This window comes from Thioalkalivibrio sp. ALD1, from assembly GCF_000381245.1.
GTDB lineage: Bacteria > Pseudomonadota > Gammaproteobacteria > Ectothiorhodospirales > Ectothiorhodospiraceae > Thioalkalivibrio.
The window spans coordinates 54,770-77,341 of sequence record NZ_KB906245.1 but is presented as its reverse complement, the minus strand read 5'-3'; the positions used below and the strand labels follow the sequence as shown (position 1 = coordinate 77,341).

Below are 22,572 nucleotides of genomic sequence, written 5' to 3'. Positions count from 1 at the left end.
CCTGCGAGAGCCGTCACATGCCCAAGCGTACTGACATCCAGAGCATCCTGATCCTCGGGGCCGGCCCGATCGTGATCGGCCAGGCCTGCGAGTTCGACTACTCCGGCGCCCAGGCCTGCAAGGCCCTGCGCGAGGAGGGCTACCGGGTGATCCTGGTGAACTCCAACCCGGCGACGATCATGACCGACCCGGAGATGGCGGATGCCACCTACATCGAGCCGGTGGAATGGCAAACCGTCGCCCAGATCATCGAGAAGGAGCGGCCGGATGCGATCCTGCCGACCATGGGCGGGCAGACCGCGCTGAACTGTGCGCTGGACCTGTCGAACGAAGGCGTGCTCAAGAAGTTCGGGGTGGAGATGATCGGTGCCAACGAGGCGGCGATCGACATGGCCGAGGACCGCGATCACTTCAAGGCGGCGATGGCCGATATCGGCCTCGATACCCCGACCGCGATGCTCGCGCATTCCTGGGAAGAGGCACAGGAGATCCAGCCGAAGATCGGCTTCCCGGTGATTATCCGGCCGTCGTTCACCCTCGGCGGCTCGGGCGGCGGTATCGCATACAACCGCGAGGAGTTCGAGTACATCGTCAAGAACGGGCTCGACCTTTCGCCGGTGAACCAGGTGCTGCTGGAGGAATCGGCGCTTGGCTGGAAGGAGTTCGAGATGGAGGTGGTCCGCGACAAGGCGGACAACTGCATCATCATCTGCTCCATCGAGAACCTGGACCCGATGGGCATCCACACCGGGGACTCGATCACCGTGGCCCCGGCGCAGACCCTGACCGACAAGGAATACCAGATCATGCGCGACGCCTCGCTGGCGGTGCTGCGCAAGATCGGTGTGGAGACCGGCGGCTCCAACGTGCAGTTCGCGATCAACCCGGAGAACGGGCGCATGATCGTGATCGAGATGAACCCGCGGGTGTCACGCTCCTCGGCGCTGGCCTCCAAGGCGACCGGTTTCCCGATCGCCAAGGTCGCGGCCAAGCTGGCGGTGGGCTACACCCTCGACGAGCTGAAGAACGAAATCACCGGCGGGCTGACCCCGGCCTCGTTCGAGCCGTCCATTGACTATGTGGTCACCAAGATCCCGCGCTTCACCTTCGAGAAATTCCCGCAGGCCGAGGCGCGGCTGACCACGCAGATGAAGGCGGTCGGCGAGGCGATGGCCATCGGCCGCACCTTTCAGGAGTCGTTCCAGAAGGCGCTGCGTTCGATGGAAACGGGCATGGACGGTCTCGACGAGCGTATCGACCTGGCGGCCGACGATGTCGTCGATCAGCTGCGCACGAAGCTCGCCAACCCCAGCCCCGACCAGGTGCTGTACGTGGCCGATGCCTTCCGCGCCGGCTTCTCGATCCAGGACATCTTCGACCTGACCGCGATCGACCCCTGGTTCCTGGCGCAGATCCAGGAGCTGGTGGACGTCGAGAAGGGCCTCAAGGACCGCATCCTGGGTGATATCTCGGCCGAGGAGATGTATCGCGTGAAGCAGCGCGGCTTCTCCGACCTGCGTCTGGCGAAGCTTCTCAACGAGACCGAGAAGGCCGTGCGCAAGCACCGTCACAAGCTGGGTGTTCGCCCCGTGTACAAGCGGGTGGATACCTGTGCGGCCGAGTTCGCGACCACCACCGCCTACATGTACTCCTCCTACGAGGAGGAGAACGAGGCGGAGCCGACCGACAAGCAGAAGATCATGGTCCTGGGCGGCGGGCCGAACCGAATCGGCCAGGGTATCGAGTTCGACTACTGCTGCGTGCATGCCGCACTCGCCATGCGCGAGGACGGCTACGAGACCATCATGGTCAACTGCAACCCGGAGACCGTCTCCACCGACTACGACACCTCCGACCGGCTTTATTTCGAGCCGCTGACCCTGGAGGACGTGCTGGAGGTCGTCGAGACCGAGAAGCCGATGGGCGTGATCGTGCAGTACGGCGGACAGACCCCGTTGAAGCTCGCGCGGGATCTCGAGGCGGCCGGCGTACCGATCATCGGCACCAGCCCGGACTCGATCGATCTGGCCGAGGACCGTGAACGTTTCCAGGCCCTGTTGCACAAGCTTGGCCTCAAGCAGCCGCCCAACCGCACCGCACGCAGCGAGGAAGAGGCGGAGAAGCTGGCTGACGAGATCGGCTATCCCCTCGTGGTGCGCCCGTCCTACGTACTCGGTGGCCGCGCGATGGAGATCGTGCGGGACCGCGAGGATCTGCGTAGCTATATGCAGAACGCGGTGTCCGTCTCCAATGATGCGCCGGTGCTGCTGGACCGCTTTCTGGACGACGCGATCGAGGTCGATGTCGACGCGATCTCGGATGGCGAGAACGTGATCATCGGCGGGATCATGGAGCACATCGAGCAGGCCGGTGTGCATTCGGGCGACTCCGCCTGTTCGCTGCCGCCGTTCTCGCTGTCAATGGAACTGCAGGACGAGATGGTCGAGCAGGTACGCAAGATGGCGCTGGGGCTGAAGGTCGTCGGCCTGATGAACACCCAGTTCGCGATCAAGGGCGATGACATCTACGTGCTGGAGGTGAATCCGCGCGCCTCGCGCACGGTGCCGTATGTGTCCAAGGCCGTCGGACGGCCGCTGGCCAAGATCGCCGCGCGCTGCATGGCCGGGCAGACCCTGCCCGAGCAGGGCGTGGGTGACGCCGTCTACCCCGACTACTATTCGGTGAAGGAATCGGTGTTCCCGTTCGCCAAGTTCCAGGGCGTGGACCCGATCCTGGGCCCGGAGATGAAGTCCACCGGCGAGGTGATGGGGGTCGGCCGCAGTTTCGCCGAGGCCTTTGCCAAGAGCCAGCTGGGTGCGGGCGTGCTGCTGCCTTCCACCGGCAAGGCCTTCGTCTCCGTGCGCGAGATCGACAAGCCCCATGTGGCCGAGGTGGGCCGGCGCCTGGTGGAGCTGGGCTTCGAGGTCCTGGCGACCCGTGGCACGGCCAAGATCCTGGAGGATGCCGACATCGCGGTCACGCGCGTGAACAAGGTGACCGAGGGCCGCCCGCACATCGTCGACATGATCAAGAACGATGAGATCAGCTTCATCATCAATACCGTGGAGGGCAAGCAGTCGACCTCCGACTCCTACACCATTCGCCGTGAGGCGTTGATGCACAAGGTGGGTTATACCACCACCATCGCCGGGGCCAAGGCCACGGTGCAGGCCCTGGATCATCTGGGGGCGAACGACGTGTTCCGGCTGCAGGACCTCCACCAGGAGAATCTCGGAGGGAAAAGCGCATGAACAAGACCCCGCTGACCGTAACCGGCGCCGAGAAGATGAAGGCGGAGCTGAAAAAGCTGAAGGGCGAGGATCGCCCGCGGGTGGTCAATGCAATCGCCGAGGCGCGCGAACACGGCGACCTGAAGGAGAACGCCGAATACCATGCCGCGCGCGAGCAGCAGAGCTTTATCGAGGGGCGCATTCGCGAACTGGAAGGCAAGCTCTCCAACGCCCAGATCATCGACGTCACGGCCCTGCCGCAGACCGGCAAGGTGGTATTCGGCACCACCGTGGTGCTTGAGGCGACCGAGGACGGTCGCCAGGTGACCTACAAGATCGTGGGCGAGGACGAGGCCGACATCAAGAACAACATGATTTCGGTGTCCTCGCCGATCGCGCGCGCGCTGATCGGAAAGGAAGAGGGTGACGTCGTGACCGTACAGGCGCCGGGCGGAGAGACGGAGTACGAGATCCTGGAAGTGCGCTACGTCAATTGACGCAGCGGCCTGCGTGCGCGGTCAGGCCGGGTCGAGGGTGACCTTGGGCTCGTCCGGATTGCGCCGGAACAGGGTCGCCACAAAGCCGATTCGCTGGACCAGTGCCGCATTCGTGCGTTCGCACACGGCCTCGACGGTGCCATTGCGGGCCTCGCGGTCGCCGATATTGACCTTGATCTTGACCAGTTCGTGATGCGCCAGTGCCTGTTCCAGCTCCTTGATCACCGAGTCCGTCAGGCCGTTGCGGCCGATGGTCACGATGGGCTTGCGCGGATGGGCGAGGCTGCGCAGGTGGCGGCGTTGCGCGTCGGTCAGATTCACGTGGGAGTCGATTCGGTGTTGAAACGCGGAAAGTGTAGCACGTGGATCGCGTGTTTGACCCAGGAGAATCGCGGTGCCCAAGCGTAGCCGTTCCAGCCAGCGCTGGCTGAAGGAACACTTCGACGACCCGTACGTACAGCAGGCGCAGCAGGAGGGCTATCGCGGTCGCGCCGTGTACAAGCTGCAGGAGCTCGACGAACGTGATCGGTTGCTCAAACCCGGCATGCGCGTAGTGGATCTGGGTGCGGCGCCGGGTGGCTGGACGCAATATGCCGCGCAGAAGATTGGCCGTAAGGGCGTATTGGTGGCCTCCGACATCCTGCCGATGGACCCGGTGCCCGGTGCCACGATCATCACCGGTGATTTTCGTGAAGATGCGGTCCTGGAAGCGATCCTGGACGCGCTGGACGGACAGCGCGCGGACCTTGTGCTTTCCGATATGGCCCCCAACCTTACCGGTACGGACGCCATCGATCAGCCGCGCTCGATCCATCTGTGCGAGCTGGCGCTGGAGCTGGCTTGCGATGTGCTGAACCCTCGGGGTGCGATGCTGGTCAAGTTGTTTCAGGGCGAGGGATCGGACGCCTATCTGGCCGAGGTGCGGCGTCGGTTCGAGAAGGTGCAGGTGCGCAAACCGCAAGCCTCGCGCCCACGGTCACGCGAAGTGTACGTATTGGCGCGCGGCCCTCGGGATGTGTAAAGCTCGCAGGAATCCACGTTGGTAAAGTTTTTCGAGGTGTCGTTTTGAACGGTCTGGCCAAGAATTTGATCATCTGGGCGGTCATCGCGATCGTCCTGATGTCGGTGTTCAACAACTTCAGCCCGCAACAGCAGCAGGATGTGCGGAGTATTACCTATTCCGAGTTCATCCGGGATGTGCAGGGCGGCCGTATCGACAGCGTCACCATTGAGGGCGACAAGATCCGCGGCCAGACCATCGAGGGTCAGCGCTTCACCACGGTCAATCCCAACGACACCGGCCTGATCGGTGATCTCCTGCAGAACAATGTGGAGATCAATGCGCAGGAGGATGGCGAGCGCTCGCTACTGATGAGCATCCTGATCTCCTGGTTCCCGATGCTGCTGCTGATCGCCGTGTGGATCTACTTCATGCGCCAGATGCAGGGTGGCGGTGGCGCCGGTCGCGGGGCGATGTCCTTCGGCAAGTCCAAGGCCAAGCTGATGTCCGAGGACCAGGTAAAGGTCACTTTCGGTGACGTGGCCGGCTGCGACGAGGCGAAGGACGAGGTCTCCGAACTGGTCGATTTTCTGCGCGACCCGTCCAAGTTCCAGAAGCTGGGTGGCCAGATCCCGCGTGGCGTACTGATGGTGGGTTCGCCCGGTACCGGCAAGACCTTGCTGGCCAAGGCCATCGCCGGCGAGGCCAAGGTGCCGTTCTTCAGCATCTCCGGTTCCGATTTCGTGGAGATGTTCGTGGGGGTGGGCGCTTCGCGCGTGCGTGACATGTTCTCGGAGGCCAAGAAGCACGCCCCCTGCATCATCTTCATCGACGAGATCGATGCGGTGGGGCGCCAGCGTGGCGCCGGCATGGGCGGCGGTCACGACGAACGCGAGCAGACCCTGAACCAGTTGCTGGTCGAGATGGACGGCTTCGAAGGTACGGAGGGCGTGATCGTCATCGCCGCGACCAACCGTCCGGACGTGCTCGACCCCGCACTCCTGCGTCCGGGACGTTTCGATCGCCAGGTTGTGGTGCCGCCGCCGGATGTCAGGGGCCGCGAACAGATCCTCAAGGTCCACATGAAGAAGACGCCGATCGCCGACGACGTGCGTCCGGACCTGATCGCGCGTGGTACGCCCGGCTTCTCGGGCGCGGACCTGGCCAACCTGGTCAACGAGGCGGCCCTGTTTGCGGCCCGGGCCGGCAAGCGCCTGGTGGATATGAGCGACTTCGAGCGCGCCAAGGACAAGATCATGATGGGCGCCGAGCGCAAGTCCATGGTGATGTCCGAGGACGAGAAGAAGCTGACCGCGTACCACGAGGCGGGGCACGCGATCGTCGGACTCACCGTCCCCGAGCACGACCCGGTCTACAAGGTCAGTATCATCCCGCGTGGACGCGCCCTGGGCGTGACCATGTTCCTGCCCGAAGAAGACCGCTACAGCCATTCCAAGACCCGGCTGGAGAGCCAGTTGGCAAGTCTGTTCGGCGGGCGCCTGGCGGAAGAGATCATCTTTGGTGACGACAAGGTGACCACCGGTGCCTCCAACGACATCGAGCGCGCCACCCAGATCGCCCGCAACATGGTGACCAAGTGGGGGTTGTCCGAGAAGCTGGGCCCGCTGGATTACGGGGAAGAGGAAGGGCACCCGTTCCTGGGGGGACAGATGGGCAAATCCAAGCCCATGTCCGACGAGACCGCGCGTCAGATCGATGCCGAGGTGCGCCGGATCATCGACACCAACTACCAGAATGCGAAGCAGATCCTGCTGGACAATCTCGACAAGCTGCACGCGATGGCCAAGGCCCTGATGAAGTACGAGACCATCGATGACAAGCAGATCGAGGACATCATGGCCGGACGCGATCCCCGTGAGCCGGCGGACTGGGACAGCGACAGCGGTTCCGGTGGGTCGCCGCAGGCGAACGACGAGTCCGTCGCCGATTCCGATGATGGACGCGAGGACGACGACAGCAAGGGCGTCGTCGGCGGGCCTGCCCCGCAGTCCTGACTGGGGCGTATCAACGGGGTGGTATCGGGCCACCATGGGCCGCCAGGGTTTCTCTGGCGGCCTTTTCATTTGGCGGGGAGGACAAGAATGGGCATGGATACGGAAGGCGCGACAGCGGTCCTGCACTGCGGAAGGCACCGGCTGGCGCTGGATCGTCCGCGAATCATGGGCATCCTGAATGTCACGCCCGACTCGTTCTCCGATGGCGGGTCCCATCAGCACGTGGAGCAGGCGCTGGCGCACGCCCGTGCAATGGTGGAGCAGGGCGCCCACCTGATCGATATCGGGGGCGAGTCGACGCGTCCGGGGGCGCAGCCGGTGGCGCTGGACGAGGAACGGCGCCGAGTATTGCCCGTCGTCGAGGCGTTGTCCGCGGAACTCGACGTGCCCCTGTCGGTGGACACGATGAAACCGGAACTGATGCGCGAGGCCGTGGCGGCCGGGGCCACGCTGCTGAACGACGTCAACGGGTTTCGCGCCGAGGGGGCCTGGGAGGCCGCGGTCGCAGCCGCTCGCGAGCAGGGCGTGGCCCTGTGCGCGATGCACATGCAGGGGCAACCGCAGTCCATGCAGCAGGCCCCGCACTACGACGACGTCGCACAAGAGGTCGGCGAGTTTCTGCGCGATCGGCGCGAGACGTTGGTGCGGGCGGGCGTTCCAGGCGAGCAGTTGCTGCTGGATCCGGGCTTCGGGTTCGGCAAGACGCTGGAGCACAACCTGGCGCTGTTCCACGCGTTGCCCGTGCTGGCCGAGCTCGGGTCGCCACTGCTGGTGGGGGTGTCGCGCAAGTCGATGATCGGGGCCCTGATGGGCGATCGTCCGGTGCAGGAACGTGATGCCGGTTCCGCGATTGCCGCGCTATTGGCCGCGCAGGCCGGTGCGCGTGTGCTGCGTGTGCACGACGTCGCAGGGACACACGATGCGCTGGCGCTATACTCCGCATTGTTCAGTGTTTCCTTAACACCGCGAACGGGAAGCGATCCCGGCGGTTCGTGATGCGAAAGGTTTGATTTCAAGGAGAAGTGACCGGCATGGGGCGTTATTTCGGTACCGACGGGATTCGAGGGCGTACAGGCGACTGGCCGATGACGCCCGAGTTCGCGCTGCGTCTGGGCTATGCGGTGGGCGAGGTGCTGGGCGCGCGGGCCCAGCGTCAGGGTCCGGTGCTGGTGGGCAAGGACACCCGGGTCTCGGGGTATATGTTCGAGTCGGCGTTGCAGGCGGGGTTGTCGGCCGCGGGACTGGATGTGGCCCTGCTGGGGCCGATGCCGACACCCGCGGTGGCCTATCTCACCCGCACCTTCCGTGCGACCGCCGGCGTCGTGATCAGCGCGTCCCACAACCCGTTTCACGATAACGGCTTCAAGTTCTTCACCCCGGAGGGCGACAAGCTCGCCGATGCGGTGGAAGAGGCCATCGAGGCGCGGCTGGAAGAGCCGCAACGCTCGGTGGACGGGGCGCATCTTGGCAAAGCCGTCCGTATCGCGGATGCGGCCGGGCGCTACATCGAGTTCTGCAAGAGCGCGATCCCGGCGCGCTCCGAGCTGCGCGGCCTGCGCGTCGTGGTCGATTGTGCCCATGGTGCAACCTACAACGTCGCCCCGCCGGTATTCGAGGAACTGGGGGCCGAAGTCGAGGTGCTGGGTGCCCGTCCGGATGGCTACAACATCAATGCCGGCGTGGGCGCCCTGTACCCGGAGGTCATGGCCGAGCAGGTGAAGGCCTCCGGGGCCGACCTCGGGATTGCCCTTGACGGCGACGGTGACCGCGTGATCCTCGCGGATGCGAACGGCAGCGTGGTCGATGGCGACCAGATCCTGGGGATTCTCGCCCTCGATCGCCAGCAGTCGGGCCTGCTCCAGGGTGGCGTGGTCGGTACGCTGATGACCAACCTGGGGCTCGAGAATGCCCTGGGTGAACACGGGATCCCGTTTGTCCGCGCGAAGGTGGGCGACCGCTATGTGCTCGAGGAACTGCGTCAGCGGGCCTGGGTGCTGGGCGGGGAAGGATCCGGGCATATCGTCTGCCTCGAACACACGACCACAGGTGACGGGACCGTTGCGGCGTTGCAGGTGGCCCACCTGATGCATCGCACCGGCTGCTCGCTCGCGGAACTCGCGGCCAGCATCCCGAAGCTGCCGCAGTGCCTCGTGAATGTCCCGGTCGCGGGCAAGGCCAATGGCTGTCTCGAGGCGCCGGCCGTGCGTTCCGAGGTCGCCGCGGTGGAGGCGGAGCTGGGTACGCACGGGCGAGTGCTCCTGCGGCCCTCCGGCACCGAGCCGCTGGTGCGCGTGATGGTCGAAGCCGAGGACGAAGGCGTTACCCGTCTGGCCGCCGAGCGAATTGCCGACAGTATCCGCGCCGCCGTTTGATCCCGGTCTTTGGGTGCCGGCCAGCCGTTGGCCGTGCATCCGGGGCTCCATCGCCGGTTCGCCCAGTGCCGGGCTTGGTTGATTTGCACCGGGTGCGCCGGTAACATCCCGCCGCTCTAATCATCATGATCGGACTCCGTGTATCCGCGCGGATCCGACCGTTCTCGCAGGAGGAAGATCCGCATGCGCAAGCCGCTGGTCGCCGGTAACTGGAAGATGAACGGTTCGCGTGAAGCGAACGGCGCCCTCCTGTCGGCCCTGAAGGGCAGTCTGGGTGACCTGCAGGGTGTCGATGTTGCGGTGTGTCCGCCCGCCGTCTACCTGGCCGAGATCGCCGAGACCCTGTCGGGCAGCGTGATCGAGGTCGGTGCGCAGGACTGCTCGGATCAGGAGAAGGGCGCCTATACCGGCGAGCTCGCCGGGTCCATGCTGGCCGAGGTGGGCTGCCGCTACGTGATCGTCGGGCATTCCGAGCGTCGCGAACGTCAGAACGAGACCAGCGAAGGGGTGGCGGCGAAGTTTATTGCCGCCCAGGCCGCCGGACTGACCCCGATCCTGTGTGTCGGCGAACAGAAGAGTGACCGTGAAGGCGGGCGCACCGAGTCGGTCGTGTCCGAACAGCTGGACGCGGTGCTCGACGCGGCGGGCATTGAAGCCTTTGATCGGGCCGTGATTGCCTACGAGCCCGTCTGGGCGATCGGTACCGGTCTGACCGCGACGCCCGAGCAGGCGCAGGAAGTTCACGCCTTCATCCGCAATCGGGTGGCGGGCCGTGACCCGCGTGTGGCCGCGGATCTGCGCATTCTCTATGGCGGCAGCATGAAGGCTGACAATGCTGCGGGTCTGCTGGCGCTGGAAGACATCGACGGTGGGCTGATCGGCGGTGCCTCGCTGGACGCCGATGGGTTCACCGCGATCGCCCGTGCAGCGGGCGAGCGGGTCGCGGCATGATCTATGGGTTGCTTCTGGTCGTTCAGGTCGCGGTCTCGATCGCCCTGATCGCCCTCGTGCTGATGCAGCATGGCAAGGGCGCCGACGCCGGTGCCGCCTTCGGCAGCGGCGCGTCCGCAACCGTGTTCGGTGCCCGCGGCTCGGCCAACTTCCTGAGTCGCTCGACGGCCTTTCTGGCCGTGGTCTTCTTCGCGAACAGCTTGACGCTGGCCTACCTCGCCTCTTCGACCCCGCAGGCCGAAAGCCTGATGGATCAACTCGAGGCCCAGGAGATGCAGGAAGAGGGTGATATCCCGGAAGGCGTGCCGGGAACGGTGCCGCAGGAAGATGATCAGGATGCCCCGGCGCCGGATCGCCCGGCCGACGTGCCGGAATAATAGGCCGGTTCTAGGGAAACACTGAACAGCGTTTCCCCAGGTCTCGCGCAGATGTGGTGGAATTGGTAGACACGCTATCTTGAGGGGGTAGTGGCGAAAGCCGTGTGGGTTCGAGTCCCACCATCTGCACCATTTCAAAGGCTTGCGGCGTCGTTCGAGAATGGCGTCTTGAGCCAAAATAGAGCAAAATCAGTAACTTATAAAATAACAAACACTTGACACCGTTTTTACGGTTCACCTAGACTCCGTGCCCGGTATGCGCCCCGGCCTCGTCCATCGAGGTGGCCACCTGCCGGCGCATTCAACCAGCAACGCTAGAACGGCTCGCGGACGCGCCGGATCCACGCGGCACCCTGCGAACCGACCCGCCCGAGGGCGGTGTACGGGAGAGAGACATGCTGGAAGGTTATCTACCCATCCTGCTGTTCATCGCAGTGGGCGTCGTGATCGGCATCGTGCCGCTGGTGGTCGGGATGGCCGTCGGGCCGCGCAAGCCCGATGCCGCGAAGAACTCGCCATACGAATGTGGCTTCGAGGCCTTCGAGGACTCGCGGCTGAAGTTCGACGTGCGCTTCTACCTGGTCGCGATCCTGTTCATTATTTTTGATCTCGAGATCGCATTTCTCTTCCCGTGGGCGGTATCGCTGGATGCCATTGGCCTGTTCGGGCTTCTTGCGATGGCCGTGTTTTTGCTCATTCTGGTCGTTGGGTTCATTTACGAGTGGAAGAAGGGGGCGCTGGAATGGGAATAGAAGGCGTTCTTGAAAAGGGCTTTGTCACCACCTCGGCTGACAAGCTCATCAACTGGGCCCGTACCGGTTCTCTGTGGCCGATGACCTTCGGCCTGGCCTGCTGCGCGGTGGAGATGATGCACGCCGGTGCCGCGCGCTATGACCTCGACCGCTTCGGGATCATCTTCCGGCCCAGCCCGCGCCAGTCCGACGTGATGATCGTGGCCGGCACGCTGGTCAACAAGATGGCCCCGGCGCTGCGCAAGGTATACGACCAGATGCCCGAGCCGCGCTGGGTGATCTCGATGGGTTCCTGCGCGAATGGCGGCGGCTACTACCACTACTCCTATGCCGTGGTGCGCGGGTGCGACCGCATCGTGCCGGTGGATGTCTACGTGCCGGGCTGTCCGCCAACGGCCGAGGCACTGCTCTACGGCATCATCCAGCTGCAGAACAAGATCCGGCGCACGAACACCATCGCGCGCTGACGCACCCGGGGTTTCAGATGGCTGAACAAGACAACTGGATCGACGCCCTGCGGGCGGAACTGGGCGACGCCCTGGAGACGATCACGGAGGCCTATGACGAGGTCACCGTCGACATCCGGCCGGAGTCGTGGCGCGAGGCCGCCGAGAAGCTGCGCGACACGTTCGGTTTCGAGATCATGATTGACCTGTGTGGGGTCGACTACCTCGAGTATGGCCAGGACGAGTGGGGCACCGAGTCCGCGACCAACACGGGTTTCTCCCGCGGGGTCGAGCCGGCCACCTCCGGGCGCTTCACCTTCGACGATGCGCCGGAAGACAGCCTTTGGGACGGGCCGCGCTTTACCGTGGCCGTGCAGTTGCTGTCGATCCAGCACAATCGCCGTCTGCGCATGCGCGCCTGGCTGGCGGATGACGAATTCCCCGAGGTCGAGTCGCTGGTGGAGGTCTGGGCCTCGGCCAACTGGTTCGAGCGCGAGGCCTTTGACCTGTTCGGCATCCTGTTTTCCGGACATCCGGACCTGCGCCGCATCCTTACCGACTACGGCTTCGTCGGGCATCCGTTCCGCAAGGATTTCCCGCTGATCGGACATGTCGAGATGCGCTACGACGCCGAGCTGGCACGCGTGCTCTACCAGCCCGTGACGATCGAGCCGCGCGTGCTGGTGCCCAAGGTGATCCGCGACGACCATCGCTACAGCGAGGGCGAGAAGCCGGGCGAAGGAGCCGAGAATGCCTGAGATTCGCAACTTCACCCTGAACTTCGGGCCGCAGCATCCGTCTGCCCACGGCGTGCTGCGCCTGGTGCTGGAGATGGATGGCGAGGTCGTCCAGCGTGCCGATCCGCATATCGGTCTGCTCCACCGCGGCACCGAAAAGCTCGCCGAGAGCAAACCGTACAATCAGTCCATCGGCTACATGGACCGCCTCGACTACGTGTCGATGATGGCCAATGAGCACGGGTATGTGCTCGCGATGGAAAAGCTGCTCCAGATCGAGGCCCCGCTGCGAGCGCAGTACATCCGGGTGATGTTCGACGAGATCACCCGCATCCTCAATCACCTGATGTGGCTGGGCGCGCACGCGCTGGATATCGGCGCGATGGCGGTGTTCCTGTATGCCTTCCGCGAGCGCGAAGACCTGATGGACTGCTACGAGGCGGTCTCGGGTGCGCGGATGCACGCGACCTACTATCGCCCAGGCGGCGTTGCGCGCGACCTGCCGGGTACGATGCCGCAGTACCAGCCGTCTTCGTGGAAGTCCCAGGACGTCGTGGATGACCTGAACAGGATTCGTCAGGGCTCGCTGCTGGACTTCATTGAGGCGTTTACCGAGCGTTTCCCGGGGTGCGTGGACGAGTACGAGACCCTGTTGACCGACAACCGTATCTGGAAGCAGCGCACCGTGGGTATCGGGGTGGTCGACCCCGAACGTGCCATGCAACTGGGCTTTACCGGCCCGATGCTGCGCGGCTCCGGCATCGAGTGGGATCTGCGCAAGAAGCAGCCCTACGAGGTCTATGACCGGCTCGATTTCGATATTCCGGTCGGCGCCAACGGCGACTGCTATGACCGCTACCTGGTGCGCATCGAGGAGATGCGCCAGTCCAACCGCATCATCCGCCAGTGTGTGGACTGGCTGCGCCAGAACCCGGGTCCGGTGCTGCTGGAGGATCACAAGATCACCCCGCCCAAGCGCGAGGAGATGAAGGCCGACATGGAGGCCCTGATCCACCACTTCAAGCTGTTCACCGAGGGGATGTGCCTGCCGGAAGGCGAGGCCTACGCCGCGGTCGAGCATCCGAAGGGCGAGTTCGGCGTGTATCTGGTCTCGGATGGTTCCAACAAGCCCTATCGCCTGAAGGTCCGTCCGCCGGGCTTTGTGCACCTGTCCGCGCTGGACGAGATGGCGCGCGGCCACATGCTGGCCGATGTGGTCGCGATCATCGGGACACAGGACATCGTATTCGGGGAGATCGACCGCTGATGGCTGCCGAACAGAAAACCGTCGCCTTCCACAAGCCCGCCGGCAAGCAGGTGGAGCTCAGCGAACACGAGCGCGAGGAGATCGATACCTGGCTGGCGCGCTACCCGAACGACCAGAAGCGCTCCGCGGTACTGGCTGCCCTGCGTGCGGTTCAGCACGAGGATGGCTACCTCTCCACCGCGAAGATGGACGCTGTGGCCGAGTATCTCGATTTGCCGGCAATCGCGGTCTACGAGGTCGGCTCGTTCTACTCCATGTATTCGCTGGAACCGGTTGGGAAGCACACCATCATGGTGTGCAACAACATCTCCTGCATGCTGCGCGGCTCGGAACAGATCATCGAGCACCTGGAGAAACGTCTCGGCATCAAGCTTGGTGAGAGCACGCCGGACGGCAAGTTCTACCTGAAGATGGAAGAGGAGTGCCTGGCGGCCTGCTGTGGCGCCCCGATGATGCAGGTAGATCACGTCTACTACGAGAATCTCACCCCCGAGAAGGTGGACGAGATTCTCGACGGTCTGGAGAAGTAGCATGGCCAACCAGATCTGCTTTGCGACCCGCTACCTGGACGATCCGGCCTCGCTCGAGACCTACAAGAGCGTCGGCGGCTACCAGGCGCTGGAGAAGGTTTACAAGGGCAAGATGGCCCCCGAGGACGTGATCGAGGAGGTCAAGACCTCCAACCTGCGCGGCCGCGGCGGGGCGGGCTTCCCGACCGGGCTCAAGTGGTCCTTCATGCCGCGCAACACCCCGGGGCAGAAGTACATCGTCTGCAACTCGGACGAGTCCGAGCCGGGCACCTGCAAGGACCGCGAAATCCTGATGTACAACCCGCATGCCCTGATCGAGGGCATGGCGATCGCCGGCTACGCGATCGGCGCGACGGTGGGCTACAACTACATGCGCGGCGAGTTCATGGACGAGGTCAACACCCGCTTCATGGCCGCGCTGGACGAAGCCTACGCGAACGGTTACCTGGGCAAGGACATCTTCGGCTCCGGGGTCGATTTCGATCTCTACCCGTCGCTGGGAGCCGGGGCCTACATCTGCGGCGAGGAGACAGCACTGCTCGAGTCCCTGGAAGGCAAGAAGGGCCAGCCGCGTTTCAAGCCGCCGTTCCCGGCCAACTTTGGCCTCTACGGCAAGCCGACCACCATCAACAACACCGAGTCCCTGGCCTCGATACCGGCCATCATCCGCAACGGCGGGCAGTGGTTCGCCGATCTGGGGGTGCCGAAGTCCGGTGGCGAGAAGCTGTTCTCCGTCTCCGGGCACGTGAACAATCCGGGCAACTTCGAGATCGCGCTGGGCACGCCGTTCAAGGATCTGCTGGAAATGGCCGGCGGCGTGCTGAACGGGCGCAAGCTGAAGGCCGTGATTCCCGGCGGGTCGTCGGTGCCGGTGGTGCCGGGTGACGTGATGCTGAAGGCCAACATGGACTTCGACTCCATCGCCCAGGCCGGGTCCATGCTGGGCTCCGGCGCGGTGATCGTGATGGACGAGACCGCCGACATGGTCAAGGCCCTGCAGCGCATCTCGCGGTTCTACTTCTCCGAGTCCTGCGGTCAGTGCACGCCCTGCCGCGAGGGGACCGGCTGGCTCTATCGCATGCTGACCCGCATCGTGGAGGGGCAGGGCCGTCCCGAGGACCTGGAACGCCTGGACGATGTGGCCAGCAAGATCGAGGGGCACACCATCTGCGCCCTGGGCGATGCCGCCGCGATGCCGGTGCGCAGCTTCGTCAAGCATTTCCGCCACGAATTCGAATACTACATCCAGCACGGTCGGAGTCCGGTGGCAGACGCCGCCTGACGCCCTCCGCGCATCCGCAGCAGGAATCGAGCATGAGTCAGGATCAGAAGCAGGATCTGGTCAGCATCGAGATTGACGGCCGTACGATCGAGGCGCCCAAGGGCGCCATGCTGATCGACGTGGCGGACGATGCCGATATCCGCATTCCGCGGTTTTGCTACCACAAGAAGCTGTCGGTGGCGGCGAACTGCCGTATGTGTCTGGTCGAGGTGGAGAAGGCGCCCAAGCCGCTGCCCGCCTGCGCGACCCCGGTCATGGACGGGATGAAGGTCTACACCCAGTCTCCGCTGGCGCTGCGCGCGCAGAAGGGGACCATGGAATTCCTGCTGATCAACCATCCGCTGGACTGCCCGATCTGCGACCAGGGCGGCGAGTGCGAGCTCCAGGACGTGGCCATGGGCTACGGCGACAGTGTATCCAAGTACACCGAAGCCAAGCGCGTGGTTAAGGACAAGGACATCGGGCCGCTGATCGAGACCGAGATGACCCGCTGCATCCACTGCACCCGCTGCGTGCGCTTTGGCGAAGAGATCGCCGGGGTGCGCGAGCTGGGCGCGACCGGGCGCGGCGAGCACATGCGCATCGGCACCTATGTCGAGAAGACCGTGGCCCACGAGCTGTCCGGCAACGTGATCGACCTGTGCCCGGTCGGTGCGCTGACCGCCAAGCCGTCGCGCTACACCGCGCGTGCCTGGGAGCTGTCGCAGGCCGCCACGATCGCCCCGCACGACGCGGTCGGCTCCAATCTCTACCTGCATACTTACGACGGACGTGCGATGCGCGTGGTGCCGCGTGACAACGAGGCGGTCAACGAGACCTGGATCTCCGACCGGGATCGCTTCAGCTACACCGGCCTGTATGCCGAGGACCGCCTGACCTGTCCGCGCATGAAGGTGGACGGCCAGTGGCAGGATGTCTCCTGGGAGACGGCGCTGAGCTATGCGGTCGAGGGGCTTAAGGAGATCGCCCCCGAGCGTATCGGGGCGCTGCTGTCGCCGTCGCTGTCGGTGGAAGAGCACTACCTGGCGCAGAAGGTTCTGCGCGGGATGGGGGTCGTCGACATCGATCACCGGCTGGACCAGGTCGACTTCTCCGACGAGTCGGCCGCACCGCTGTTCCCCTATCTGGGCGTGGCGATCAGTGATCTCGAGGATGCTGACGCGGTGCTGCTGGTCGGCTGCAATCCGCGCCGCGAGCAGCCGCTGCTGGCCCATCGTCTGCGCAAGGCGGCCTCGCGCGGGGCGCGGGTCAGTCTGATTAACGACATGCTGCTCGACCTGACCTATCCCGTCCAGGCCCAGCTGGTTGGCCACGAGCGCGACCAGGTAATGGCCCTGGCGGGCGTCGCCGGGCAAATCGCCGCTGCCGGCAAGTCGCTGCCGAAAAAGCTGGAAAAAATCGTCAAGGACGCCGAGAGCCGGGATGCCGACACGCGTGCCGCCTTCGAGCACATTGCGAAATCGCTGCTGGAAGGGAAACAGGGACATGTCCTGCTCGGTCAGGTCGCGATCCACGGACCCGCCTTTGGCACCTTGCGCGCCCTGGCGGGCTGGATCGCCAAGCATACCGGTGCCCGTTTGGGCTACCTGCCGGCAGGTGCCAATGCCGCGGGGGCCTGGCTGGCCGGGGTGCTGCCGCACCGCGGTCCTGCCGGGGGCGAGGTCGAGTCCACCGGCAACAACGCTGCCGAAATGATCGCCGAGGGTCGCGAGGCATTCGTGATTGCCGGGATCGAGCCCGGGCACGACGGGGCGGACCCGGTCGCATTGCGGGCCACGCTGGAAAAGGCGGGATTCGTCGTGGCGTTGTCCGCGTTTGCCAGCGCCGACATGGAAGCCGTGGCCGATGTCCTGCTGCCGGTCGCGACCAGCTTCGAGAATTCCGGCACCTTCGTGAATGTCGAGGGTCGCTGGCAAAGCTATCGTGCCGCAGCCCGTGCGCCGGAAGACGTTCGCCCCGGCTGGAAGGTCTGGCGTGTGCTGGGCAATCTGCTGGATCAACGCGGCATGGACTATCTGGACTCGCGTGCCGTGCGGGACGAGCTGAAGGGCCTGCTCGCGGCGGCCAGCTTCGATACCGCGGTCAACATGAACAAGGCCCAGTTGGCCATGCCGGAGCCGATACAAGGAGACCTGTATCGCGTGCAGGCCGCTGGGCTCTACAGCACCGATGCCCTGGTGCGCCGCGCCGAGCCGCTGCAAACCAGCCCCGAGGGTCGGCTGGCCGAGTGCGTGATGGTGCATCCGGAGTCGGCTGGCGGGCTTGATACGGGGTCGCGCGTGAAACTGCGCCAGGACGGCGCCGAGACGGAGCTGACCCTGATTCTGGACGACGCCGTGCCGGTGGGCCTGGCGGTGACCTTTGCGGGCTCGACGGCCATGGGCCGGCTGGGCGCCCCGAACGCCACGGTCACGCTCGCGCGTGCCTGAGGGAACGTAAGACATGTTCGACTGGATGATGAACCTCTACAGCAGCCTGCCGACGGTGATGCAGATCCTGATCGGCATTCAGCTGATCGTGATCCCGCTGATGCTGGCCGTCGCCTACACGACCTTCGCCGAGCGCAAGGTCATCGGCTATGCCCACGTGCGCGTGGGGCCGAACCGGGTGGGCCCGCGCGGCTGGCTGCAGCCGATCGCGGATGCGCTGAAGCTGTTGACCAAGGAGGTCATCCTCCCGACCAATGCCAACCGCTTCCTGTTCCTCAGTGCCCCGGTGCTGACCATTGCCCCGGCACTGGCGGCCTGGGCGGTGATCCCGTTTTTCGAGGGCGGAGCCCTGGCCGATGTGAATGCCGGTCTGTTGTACCTGCTGGCCCTGACTTCGCTGGGCGTGTACGGCATCATCATCGCCGGCTGGGCCTCGAACTCGAAGTACGCGCTGCTGGGCTCGCTGCGTTCGGCCGCACAGCTGGTGTCCTACGAAATTGCGATGGGCTTCGCCCTGGTGGGCGTGCTGATGGCTGCCGGCACACTGAATGTCGGCGGTATCGTCGAGGCGCAGTCCGGCAGCATATACCACTGGTTCCTGCTGCCGCTGCTGCCGCTGTTCTTTGTGTATTTCATCTCCGGGATCGCCGAGACCAACCGTGCCCCGTTCGACGTGGCCGAGGGCGAGTCCGAGATCGTCGCCGGTTTCCACGTCGAGTACTCGGGCATGGCCTTTGCCGTGTTCTTCCTGGCCGAGTACGCGAACATGATCCTGATCTCGGCACTGGTCGCGATCCTGTTCCTCGGTGGCTGGCTGTCGCCGTTCCAGGGGATCCTGCCGCAAGCGGCTTTTGACCTGCCGGTCATCGGTGCGCTGCTGGGTCACGGTATCCACTGGTTCCTGTTCAAGACGGCCGTGTTCCTGTTTGCCTTCTTGTGGTTCCGCGCCACTTTCCCCCGGTATCGCTATGACCAGATCATGCGTCTGGGCTGGAAGGTTCTGATCCCGGTGACCATCCTCTGGCTGTTTGTCGAGGGCGTGCTGGTCGCATTCAACGTCGGCCCGTGGTTCGCCTGAGGAGTTCGTCATGAAAGCGTTGCGCCGTTACCTGAAGAGTTTTCTGTTCTTTGAGCTGCTGCTGGGTCTGCGCCTGACCGGGCGTTACCTGCTGAGCCGGAAGTTCACTGTGCAGTACCCGGACGAGAAGACCCCGATGTCGCCGCGCTTCCGGGGCCTGCACGCGCTGCGCCGCTATCCGAACGGCGAGGAGCGCTGCATCGCCTGCAAGCTGTGCGAGGCCGTCTGCCCGGCGTTGGCGATCACCATCGAGTCCGAGGAACGCGCGGATGGTACGCGTCGTACCACGCGCTACGACATCGACCTGTTCAAGTGCATCTTCTGCGGCTTCTGCGAGGAGGCCTGCCCGGTGGATTCCATCGTCGAGACGCACATCTTCGAGTACCACTTCGAAAACCGGGGCGAGCAGATCATGACCAAGGACAAGCTCCTGGCCATTGGTGACCGCTTCGAGAAAGAGATCGCCGAGGCCCGCGCGGTCGACGCCCCGTACCGGTAACGCAGGGAACGCCCCATGACCTTCGAGCTGCTTCTTTTCTACCTCTTCGGCGCGATCCTGCTGGGCGGCGCACTGGCGATGATCAGCGTGCGCAACCCGGTACACGCGGCCCTGTTCCTCGTGCTGTGCTTTTTCGCTGCGGCCGCGATCTGGCTGCTGGCGGAGGCCGAGTTCCTCGGCATCGTGCTGGTGCTGGTCTATGTCGGCGCGGTCATGGTGTTGTTCCTGTTCGTGGTGATGATGCTTGATATCAACCTGGCCAAGCTGCGTGAGGGCTTCACCGAATATCTGCCGGTGGGCATCGTGGTCGCGGTTGCGATGTCGGTTGTGCTGGTAGCCGTGATCACCCGCTACATCACAATGGATGTGCCGGAGCGTGCCGGGCCGGAATACGCCAACACCGAGGCGCTGGGCGCGATCCTCTACACCGAATACGTCTATCCGTTCGAGATCGCAGCCGTGATTCTGCTGGTCGCGATCATCGCGGCGATCTCGCTGACCATGCGCAAGCGCCCGGACAACAAGTCGATCGATCCGGGCCAGCAGATGGCGGTCTCGCGCGAGGGTCGGGTGCGCATGGTCTCCATGCCCTCCGAGAAGAAGAAGTCGCCGCGTCGTGGTGCCCAGGGCGGCGACGCGGAAGGGGAGCAGGACGACCCGTCGAAATAGCAATCCGGAAATAGGCAATCCGAGTAACTAGGCATTCCGGCCAGAGGTCGGGACCCGGACACCGGGGGCGGATGCCGCCCCCGAAAGAACTCAGGGCTAGAACATGATTACGCTAGAGCACTACCTGGTGCTGGCCGCGCTGTTGTTTTCGATCAGTGTGGCCGGGATCTTCCTGAACCGGAAAAACGTGATCGTGCTGTTGATGTGCATCGAGCTGATGCTGCTCGCGGTGAACATCAACTTCATTGCCTTTTCGTTCTTCCTGCAGGACCTCGCGGGCCAGGTGTTCGTGTTCTTCATCCTGACCGTCGCCGCGGCCGAGGCGGCCATCGGCCTCGCCATCCTGGTGTTGCTGTTCCGTAATCGCGGAACCATCAACGTCCAGGATCTGGACGCAATGAAGGGATAACGGGCCATGGATACCATCTATCTACTGATCGTCCTGGCGCCGCTGTTCGGCGCGATCATCGCCGGCCTGTTTGGCCGTCAGATCGGCCGTGCCGGGGCGCACAGCGTCACCATCCTCGGGGTGGCGATCTCGTTCATCCTGTCCGTGGTGGTCTTCTGGGCCCATGTGTTCGGCGATGCCGGGGTCTACAACGAGACGGTCTATACCTGGATGGTCTCCGACGGCATCCAGTTCGAGGTCGGGTTCCTGGTCGACAACCTGACCGCGCTGATGATGCTGGTCGTCACCTTCGTCTCGCTGATGGTGCACATCTACACCATCGGCTACATGCAGGACGATCCGGGCTACCAGCGCTTCTTTGCCTACATCTCGCTGTTCACCTTCTCGATGCTGATGCTGGTGATGGCGAACAACTTCATGCAGCTGTTCTTCGGCTGGGAGGCCGTGGGGCTGGTTTCCTACCTGCTGATCGGCTTCTGGTACAAGCGCCCGACCGCCATCTACGCCAACATGAAGGCGTTCATCGTGAACCGCGTGGGGGACTTCGGCTTCCTGATCGGGATCGCCGCGCTGGTCTTCTACACCGGCAGCCTGAACTACGCCGATGTGTTCGCCGAAGGCCAGTCGATGAGCGAGGCGACCATCACCATCTGGCCGGGCTGGACCTTCGGCCTGCTGGATCTGGCGCTGATCTTCCTGTTCATCGGCGCGATGGGTAAATCCGCCCAGGTGCCGTTGCACGTCTGGCTGCCGGACTCCATGGAAGGCCCGACCCCGATCTCCGCGCTGATCCACGCGGCGACCATGGTGACCGCGGGCATCTTCATGGTGGCGCGTATGTCGCCGCTGTACGAGTTCTCCGTGCCGGCGCTGTCGATGATCCTGATCATCGGGGCGATCACCGCGTTCTTCATGGGCCTGATCGGGCTCGTCCAGAACGACATCAAGCGGGTGGTGGCCTATTCGACGCTGTCGCAGCTGGGCTACATGACCGTGGCGCTGGGCGCCTCCGCCTATGCCGCCGGTCTGTTCCACCTGATGACGCATGCCTTCTTCAAGGCGCTGCTGTTCCTGGCCGCGGGCTCGGTGATCATCGCGATGCACCACCTGCAGGACATGCGCGCGATGGGCGGGCTGCGCCGGCACATGCCGATTACCTATGCGACCGCGCTGATCGGCTCGCTGGCGCTGATCGGCTTCCCGTTCTTCTCCGGGTTCTTCTCCAAGGACGCGATCATCGAGGCGGTCGGCTACTCCGAGATTCCGGGGGCGACCTTTGCCTACTGGCTGGTCCTGGCCGGGGTGTTCGTGACCGCGCTGTACACCTTCCGCATGTTCTTCCTCGTCTTCCATGGCGAGGAGCGCTATGACCAGGCGCACAAGTATATGCCCGACCATGGTGATGACCACGACGACGAGCACGGCGACGATCATCACCACGGCCCGTTGCAACCGAAGGAATCGCCGTGGGTGGTGACGGTGCCACTAATCTTGCTGGCGATCCCGTCGGTGGTGGCCGGCTACTTCATCGGCCCGATGCTGTTTGGCGACTTCTTCGCTGACAGCCTGTTCGTGCTGCCGGAGCAGGATGTGCTGGCCACCAAAGGCGAGACCTACACCGGCGTGATCGGCTTCGTGTTGCATGGCCTGATGCTGCCCGCATTCTGGCTGGCGATGGCCGGCCTGGGCACGGCCTGGTACCTGTACATGAAGCGGCCCGAGCTGCCGGGCGTGATCGCCGAACGGCTGAAGCTGGGCGTACGCATCCTCGAGGACAAGTACGGCTTCGACCGCTTCAATGACTGGTTCTTCGCGGGCGGGACCGTCCGTCTGGGCCGCGCGCTGTGGCGCTATGGTGATGCGCTGATCATCGACGGGCTGCTGGTGAACGGCACCGCACGCTCGGTCGGCTGGATCTCGGCGCGCATCCGCCATATGCAGTCCGGTTTCCTCTACCACTACGCGTTCGTGATGATCATCGGCCTGCTGGTCCTGATGTTCGCCTTCGTGATCTGAGCGGCTTCGACACCCA

Annotated in this window: 21 protein-coding genes and 1 tRNA gene; 21 read left to right on the top strand and 1 reads right to left on the bottom strand. The window is 64.4% G+C overall.

Features of this window, described 5'->3' with window-relative positions; translation table 11 throughout:
* The first annotated feature begins 17 nt into the window (after positions 1-17).
* Positions 18-3,251, top strand: a complete 3,234-nt coding sequence (gene carB, locus F623_RS0110150) for a carbamoyl-phosphate synthase large subunit (protein WP_018868594.1) — start codon at positions 18-20, stop codon at positions 3,249-3,251.
* Positions 3,248-3,727 carry a transcription elongation factor GreA gene (gene greA / locus F623_RS0110145; protein ID WP_018862434.1) on the top strand — a complete coding sequence of 160 codons (480 nt, stop codon included), beginning with the start codon at positions 3,248-3,250 and terminating at the stop codon, positions 3,725-3,727. Before carB ends, greA begins: the two co-directional genes overlap by 4 nt.
* A gap of 21 nt (positions 3,728-3,748) precedes the next feature.
* Here greA and yhbY read toward each other — a convergent pair whose 3' ends face one another.
* On the bottom strand, positions 3,749-4,048 hold the full coding sequence (yhbY, locus tag F623_RS0110140) for a ribosome assembly RNA-binding protein YhbY (protein WP_018868595.1): 300 nt from the start codon (positions 4,046-4,048) through the stop codon (positions 3,749-3,751).
* Between the two features lie 73 nt (positions 4,049-4,121).
* Between yhbY and rlmE the strand changes: the two genes are divergently transcribed.
* From rlmE to nuoL, 19 genes are all read left to right on the top strand, one after another.
* Entirely contained in the window at positions 4,122-4,748 is a 627-nt protein-coding gene (gene rlmE / locus F623_RS0110135) for a 23S rRNA (uridine(2552)-2'-O)-methyltransferase RlmE (RefSeq protein ID WP_018862432.1), read from the top strand.
* A gap of 44 nt (positions 4,749-4,792) precedes the next feature.
* Positions 4,793-6,742 carry an ATP-dependent zinc metalloprotease FtsH gene (gene ftsH, locus F623_RS0110130; protein WP_018862431.1) on the top strand — a complete coding sequence of 650 codons (1,950 nt, stop codon included), beginning with the start codon at positions 4,793-4,795 and terminating at the stop codon, positions 6,740-6,742.
* Positions 6,743-6,829: 87 nt separating this feature from the next.
* On the top strand, positions 6,830-7,738 hold the full coding sequence (gene folP, locus F623_RS0110125; protein ID WP_018868596.1) for a dihydropteroate synthase: 909 nt from the start codon (positions 6,830-6,832) through the stop codon (positions 7,736-7,738).
* 35 nt (positions 7,739-7,773) lie between these two features.
* The gene (glmM, locus tag F623_RS0110120) at positions 7,774-9,114 is read left to right on the top strand and encodes a phosphoglucosamine mutase (RefSeq protein WP_018868597.1); all 1,341 of its coding nucleotides are present in this window, start codon (positions 7,774-7,776) and stop codon (positions 9,112-9,114) included.
* Between the two features lie 183 nt (positions 9,115-9,297).
* Positions 9,298-10,065 carry a triose-phosphate isomerase gene (gene tpiA / locus F623_RS0110115; RefSeq protein ID WP_018862428.1) on the top strand — a complete coding sequence of 256 codons (768 nt, stop codon included), beginning with the start codon at positions 9,298-9,300 and terminating at the stop codon, positions 10,063-10,065.
* On the top strand, positions 10,062-10,442 hold the full coding sequence (gene secG, locus F623_RS0110110) for a preprotein translocase subunit SecG (RefSeq protein ID WP_018862427.1): 381 nt from the start codon (positions 10,062-10,064) through the stop codon (positions 10,440-10,442). Before tpiA ends, secG begins: the two co-directional genes overlap by 4 nt.
* 47 nt (positions 10,443-10,489) lie before the next feature.
* Positions 10,490-10,574: transfer RNA gene (locus F623_RS0110105), tRNA-Leu, on the top strand.
* A gap of 263 nt (positions 10,575-10,837) precedes the next feature.
* Positions 10,838-11,194, top strand: coding sequence for an NADH-quinone oxidoreductase subunit A (locus F623_RS0110100; protein ID WP_018862426.1), 357 nt, complete (start codon positions 10,838-10,840; stop codon positions 11,192-11,194).
* Entirely contained in the window at positions 11,185-11,661 is a 477-nt protein-coding gene (locus F623_RS0110095) for an NADH-quinone oxidoreductase subunit B family protein (protein WP_012982122.1), read from the top strand. The genes F623_RS0110100 and F623_RS0110095 overlap by 10 nt, the downstream gene beginning before the upstream one ends.
* Positions 11,662-11,678: 17 nt before the next feature.
* Positions 11,679-12,398 (top strand): NADH-quinone oxidoreductase subunit C, encoded by a 720-nt coding sequence (locus tag F623_RS0110090; RefSeq protein WP_018868598.1) that lies wholly within the window; start codon positions 11,679-11,681, stop codon positions 12,396-12,398.
* The gene (locus F623_RS0110085; RefSeq protein ID WP_018868599.1) at positions 12,391-13,644 is read left to right on the top strand and encodes an NADH-quinone oxidoreductase subunit D; all 1,254 of its coding nucleotides are present in this window, start codon (positions 12,391-12,393) and stop codon (positions 13,642-13,644) included. Before F623_RS0110090 ends, F623_RS0110085 begins: the two co-directional genes overlap by 8 nt.
* The gene (nuoE, locus tag F623_RS0110080; protein ID WP_018868600.1) at positions 13,644-14,174 is read left to right on the top strand and encodes an NAD(P)H-dependent oxidoreductase subunit E; all 531 of its coding nucleotides are present in this window, start codon (positions 13,644-13,646) and stop codon (positions 14,172-14,174) included. Before F623_RS0110085 ends, nuoE begins: the two co-directional genes overlap by 1 nt.
* 1 nt (position 14,175) lies before the next feature.
* Positions 14,176-15,456, top strand: coding sequence for an NADH-quinone oxidoreductase subunit NuoF (gene nuoF / locus F623_RS0110075; protein ID WP_018862422.1), 1,281 nt, complete (start codon positions 14,176-14,178; stop codon positions 15,454-15,456).
* 32 nt (positions 15,457-15,488) lie between these two features.
* Positions 15,489-17,885 (top strand): NADH-quinone oxidoreductase subunit NuoG, encoded by a 2,397-nt coding sequence (gene nuoG, locus F623_RS0110070; RefSeq protein WP_018868601.1) that lies wholly within the window; start codon positions 15,489-15,491, stop codon positions 17,883-17,885.
* A 13-nt stretch (positions 17,886-17,898) separates the two neighbouring features.
* A complete protein-coding gene (gene nuoH, locus F623_RS0110065; RefSeq protein WP_018862420.1) occupies positions 17,899-18,963 on the top strand; it encodes an NADH-quinone oxidoreductase subunit NuoH in 1,065 nt (354 codons plus the stop codon).
* A 10-nt stretch (positions 18,964-18,973) separates the two neighbouring features.
* Positions 18,974-19,462: an NADH-quinone oxidoreductase subunit NuoI gene (gene nuoI / locus F623_RS0110060; RefSeq protein WP_018862419.1), complete on the top strand. Its 489-nt coding sequence runs from the start codon at positions 18,974-18,976 to the stop codon at positions 19,460-19,462.
* 15 nt (positions 19,463-19,477) lie between these two features.
* Entirely contained in the window at positions 19,478-20,131 is a 654-nt protein-coding gene (locus F623_RS0110055; RefSeq protein WP_018862418.1) for an NADH-quinone oxidoreductase subunit J, read from the top strand.
* 103 nt (positions 20,132-20,234) lie between these two features.
* Positions 20,235-20,540, top strand: a complete 306-nt coding sequence (gene nuoK, locus F623_RS0110050; protein ID WP_012982131.1) for an NADH-quinone oxidoreductase subunit NuoK — start codon at positions 20,235-20,237, stop codon at positions 20,538-20,540.
* A gap of 6 nt (positions 20,541-20,546) precedes the next feature.
* Positions 20,547-22,556, top strand: a complete 2,010-nt coding sequence (nuoL, locus tag F623_RS0110045) for an NADH-quinone oxidoreductase subunit L (protein WP_018862417.1) — start codon at positions 20,547-20,549, stop codon at positions 22,554-22,556.
* Positions 22,557-22,572: the final 16 nt, after the last annotated feature.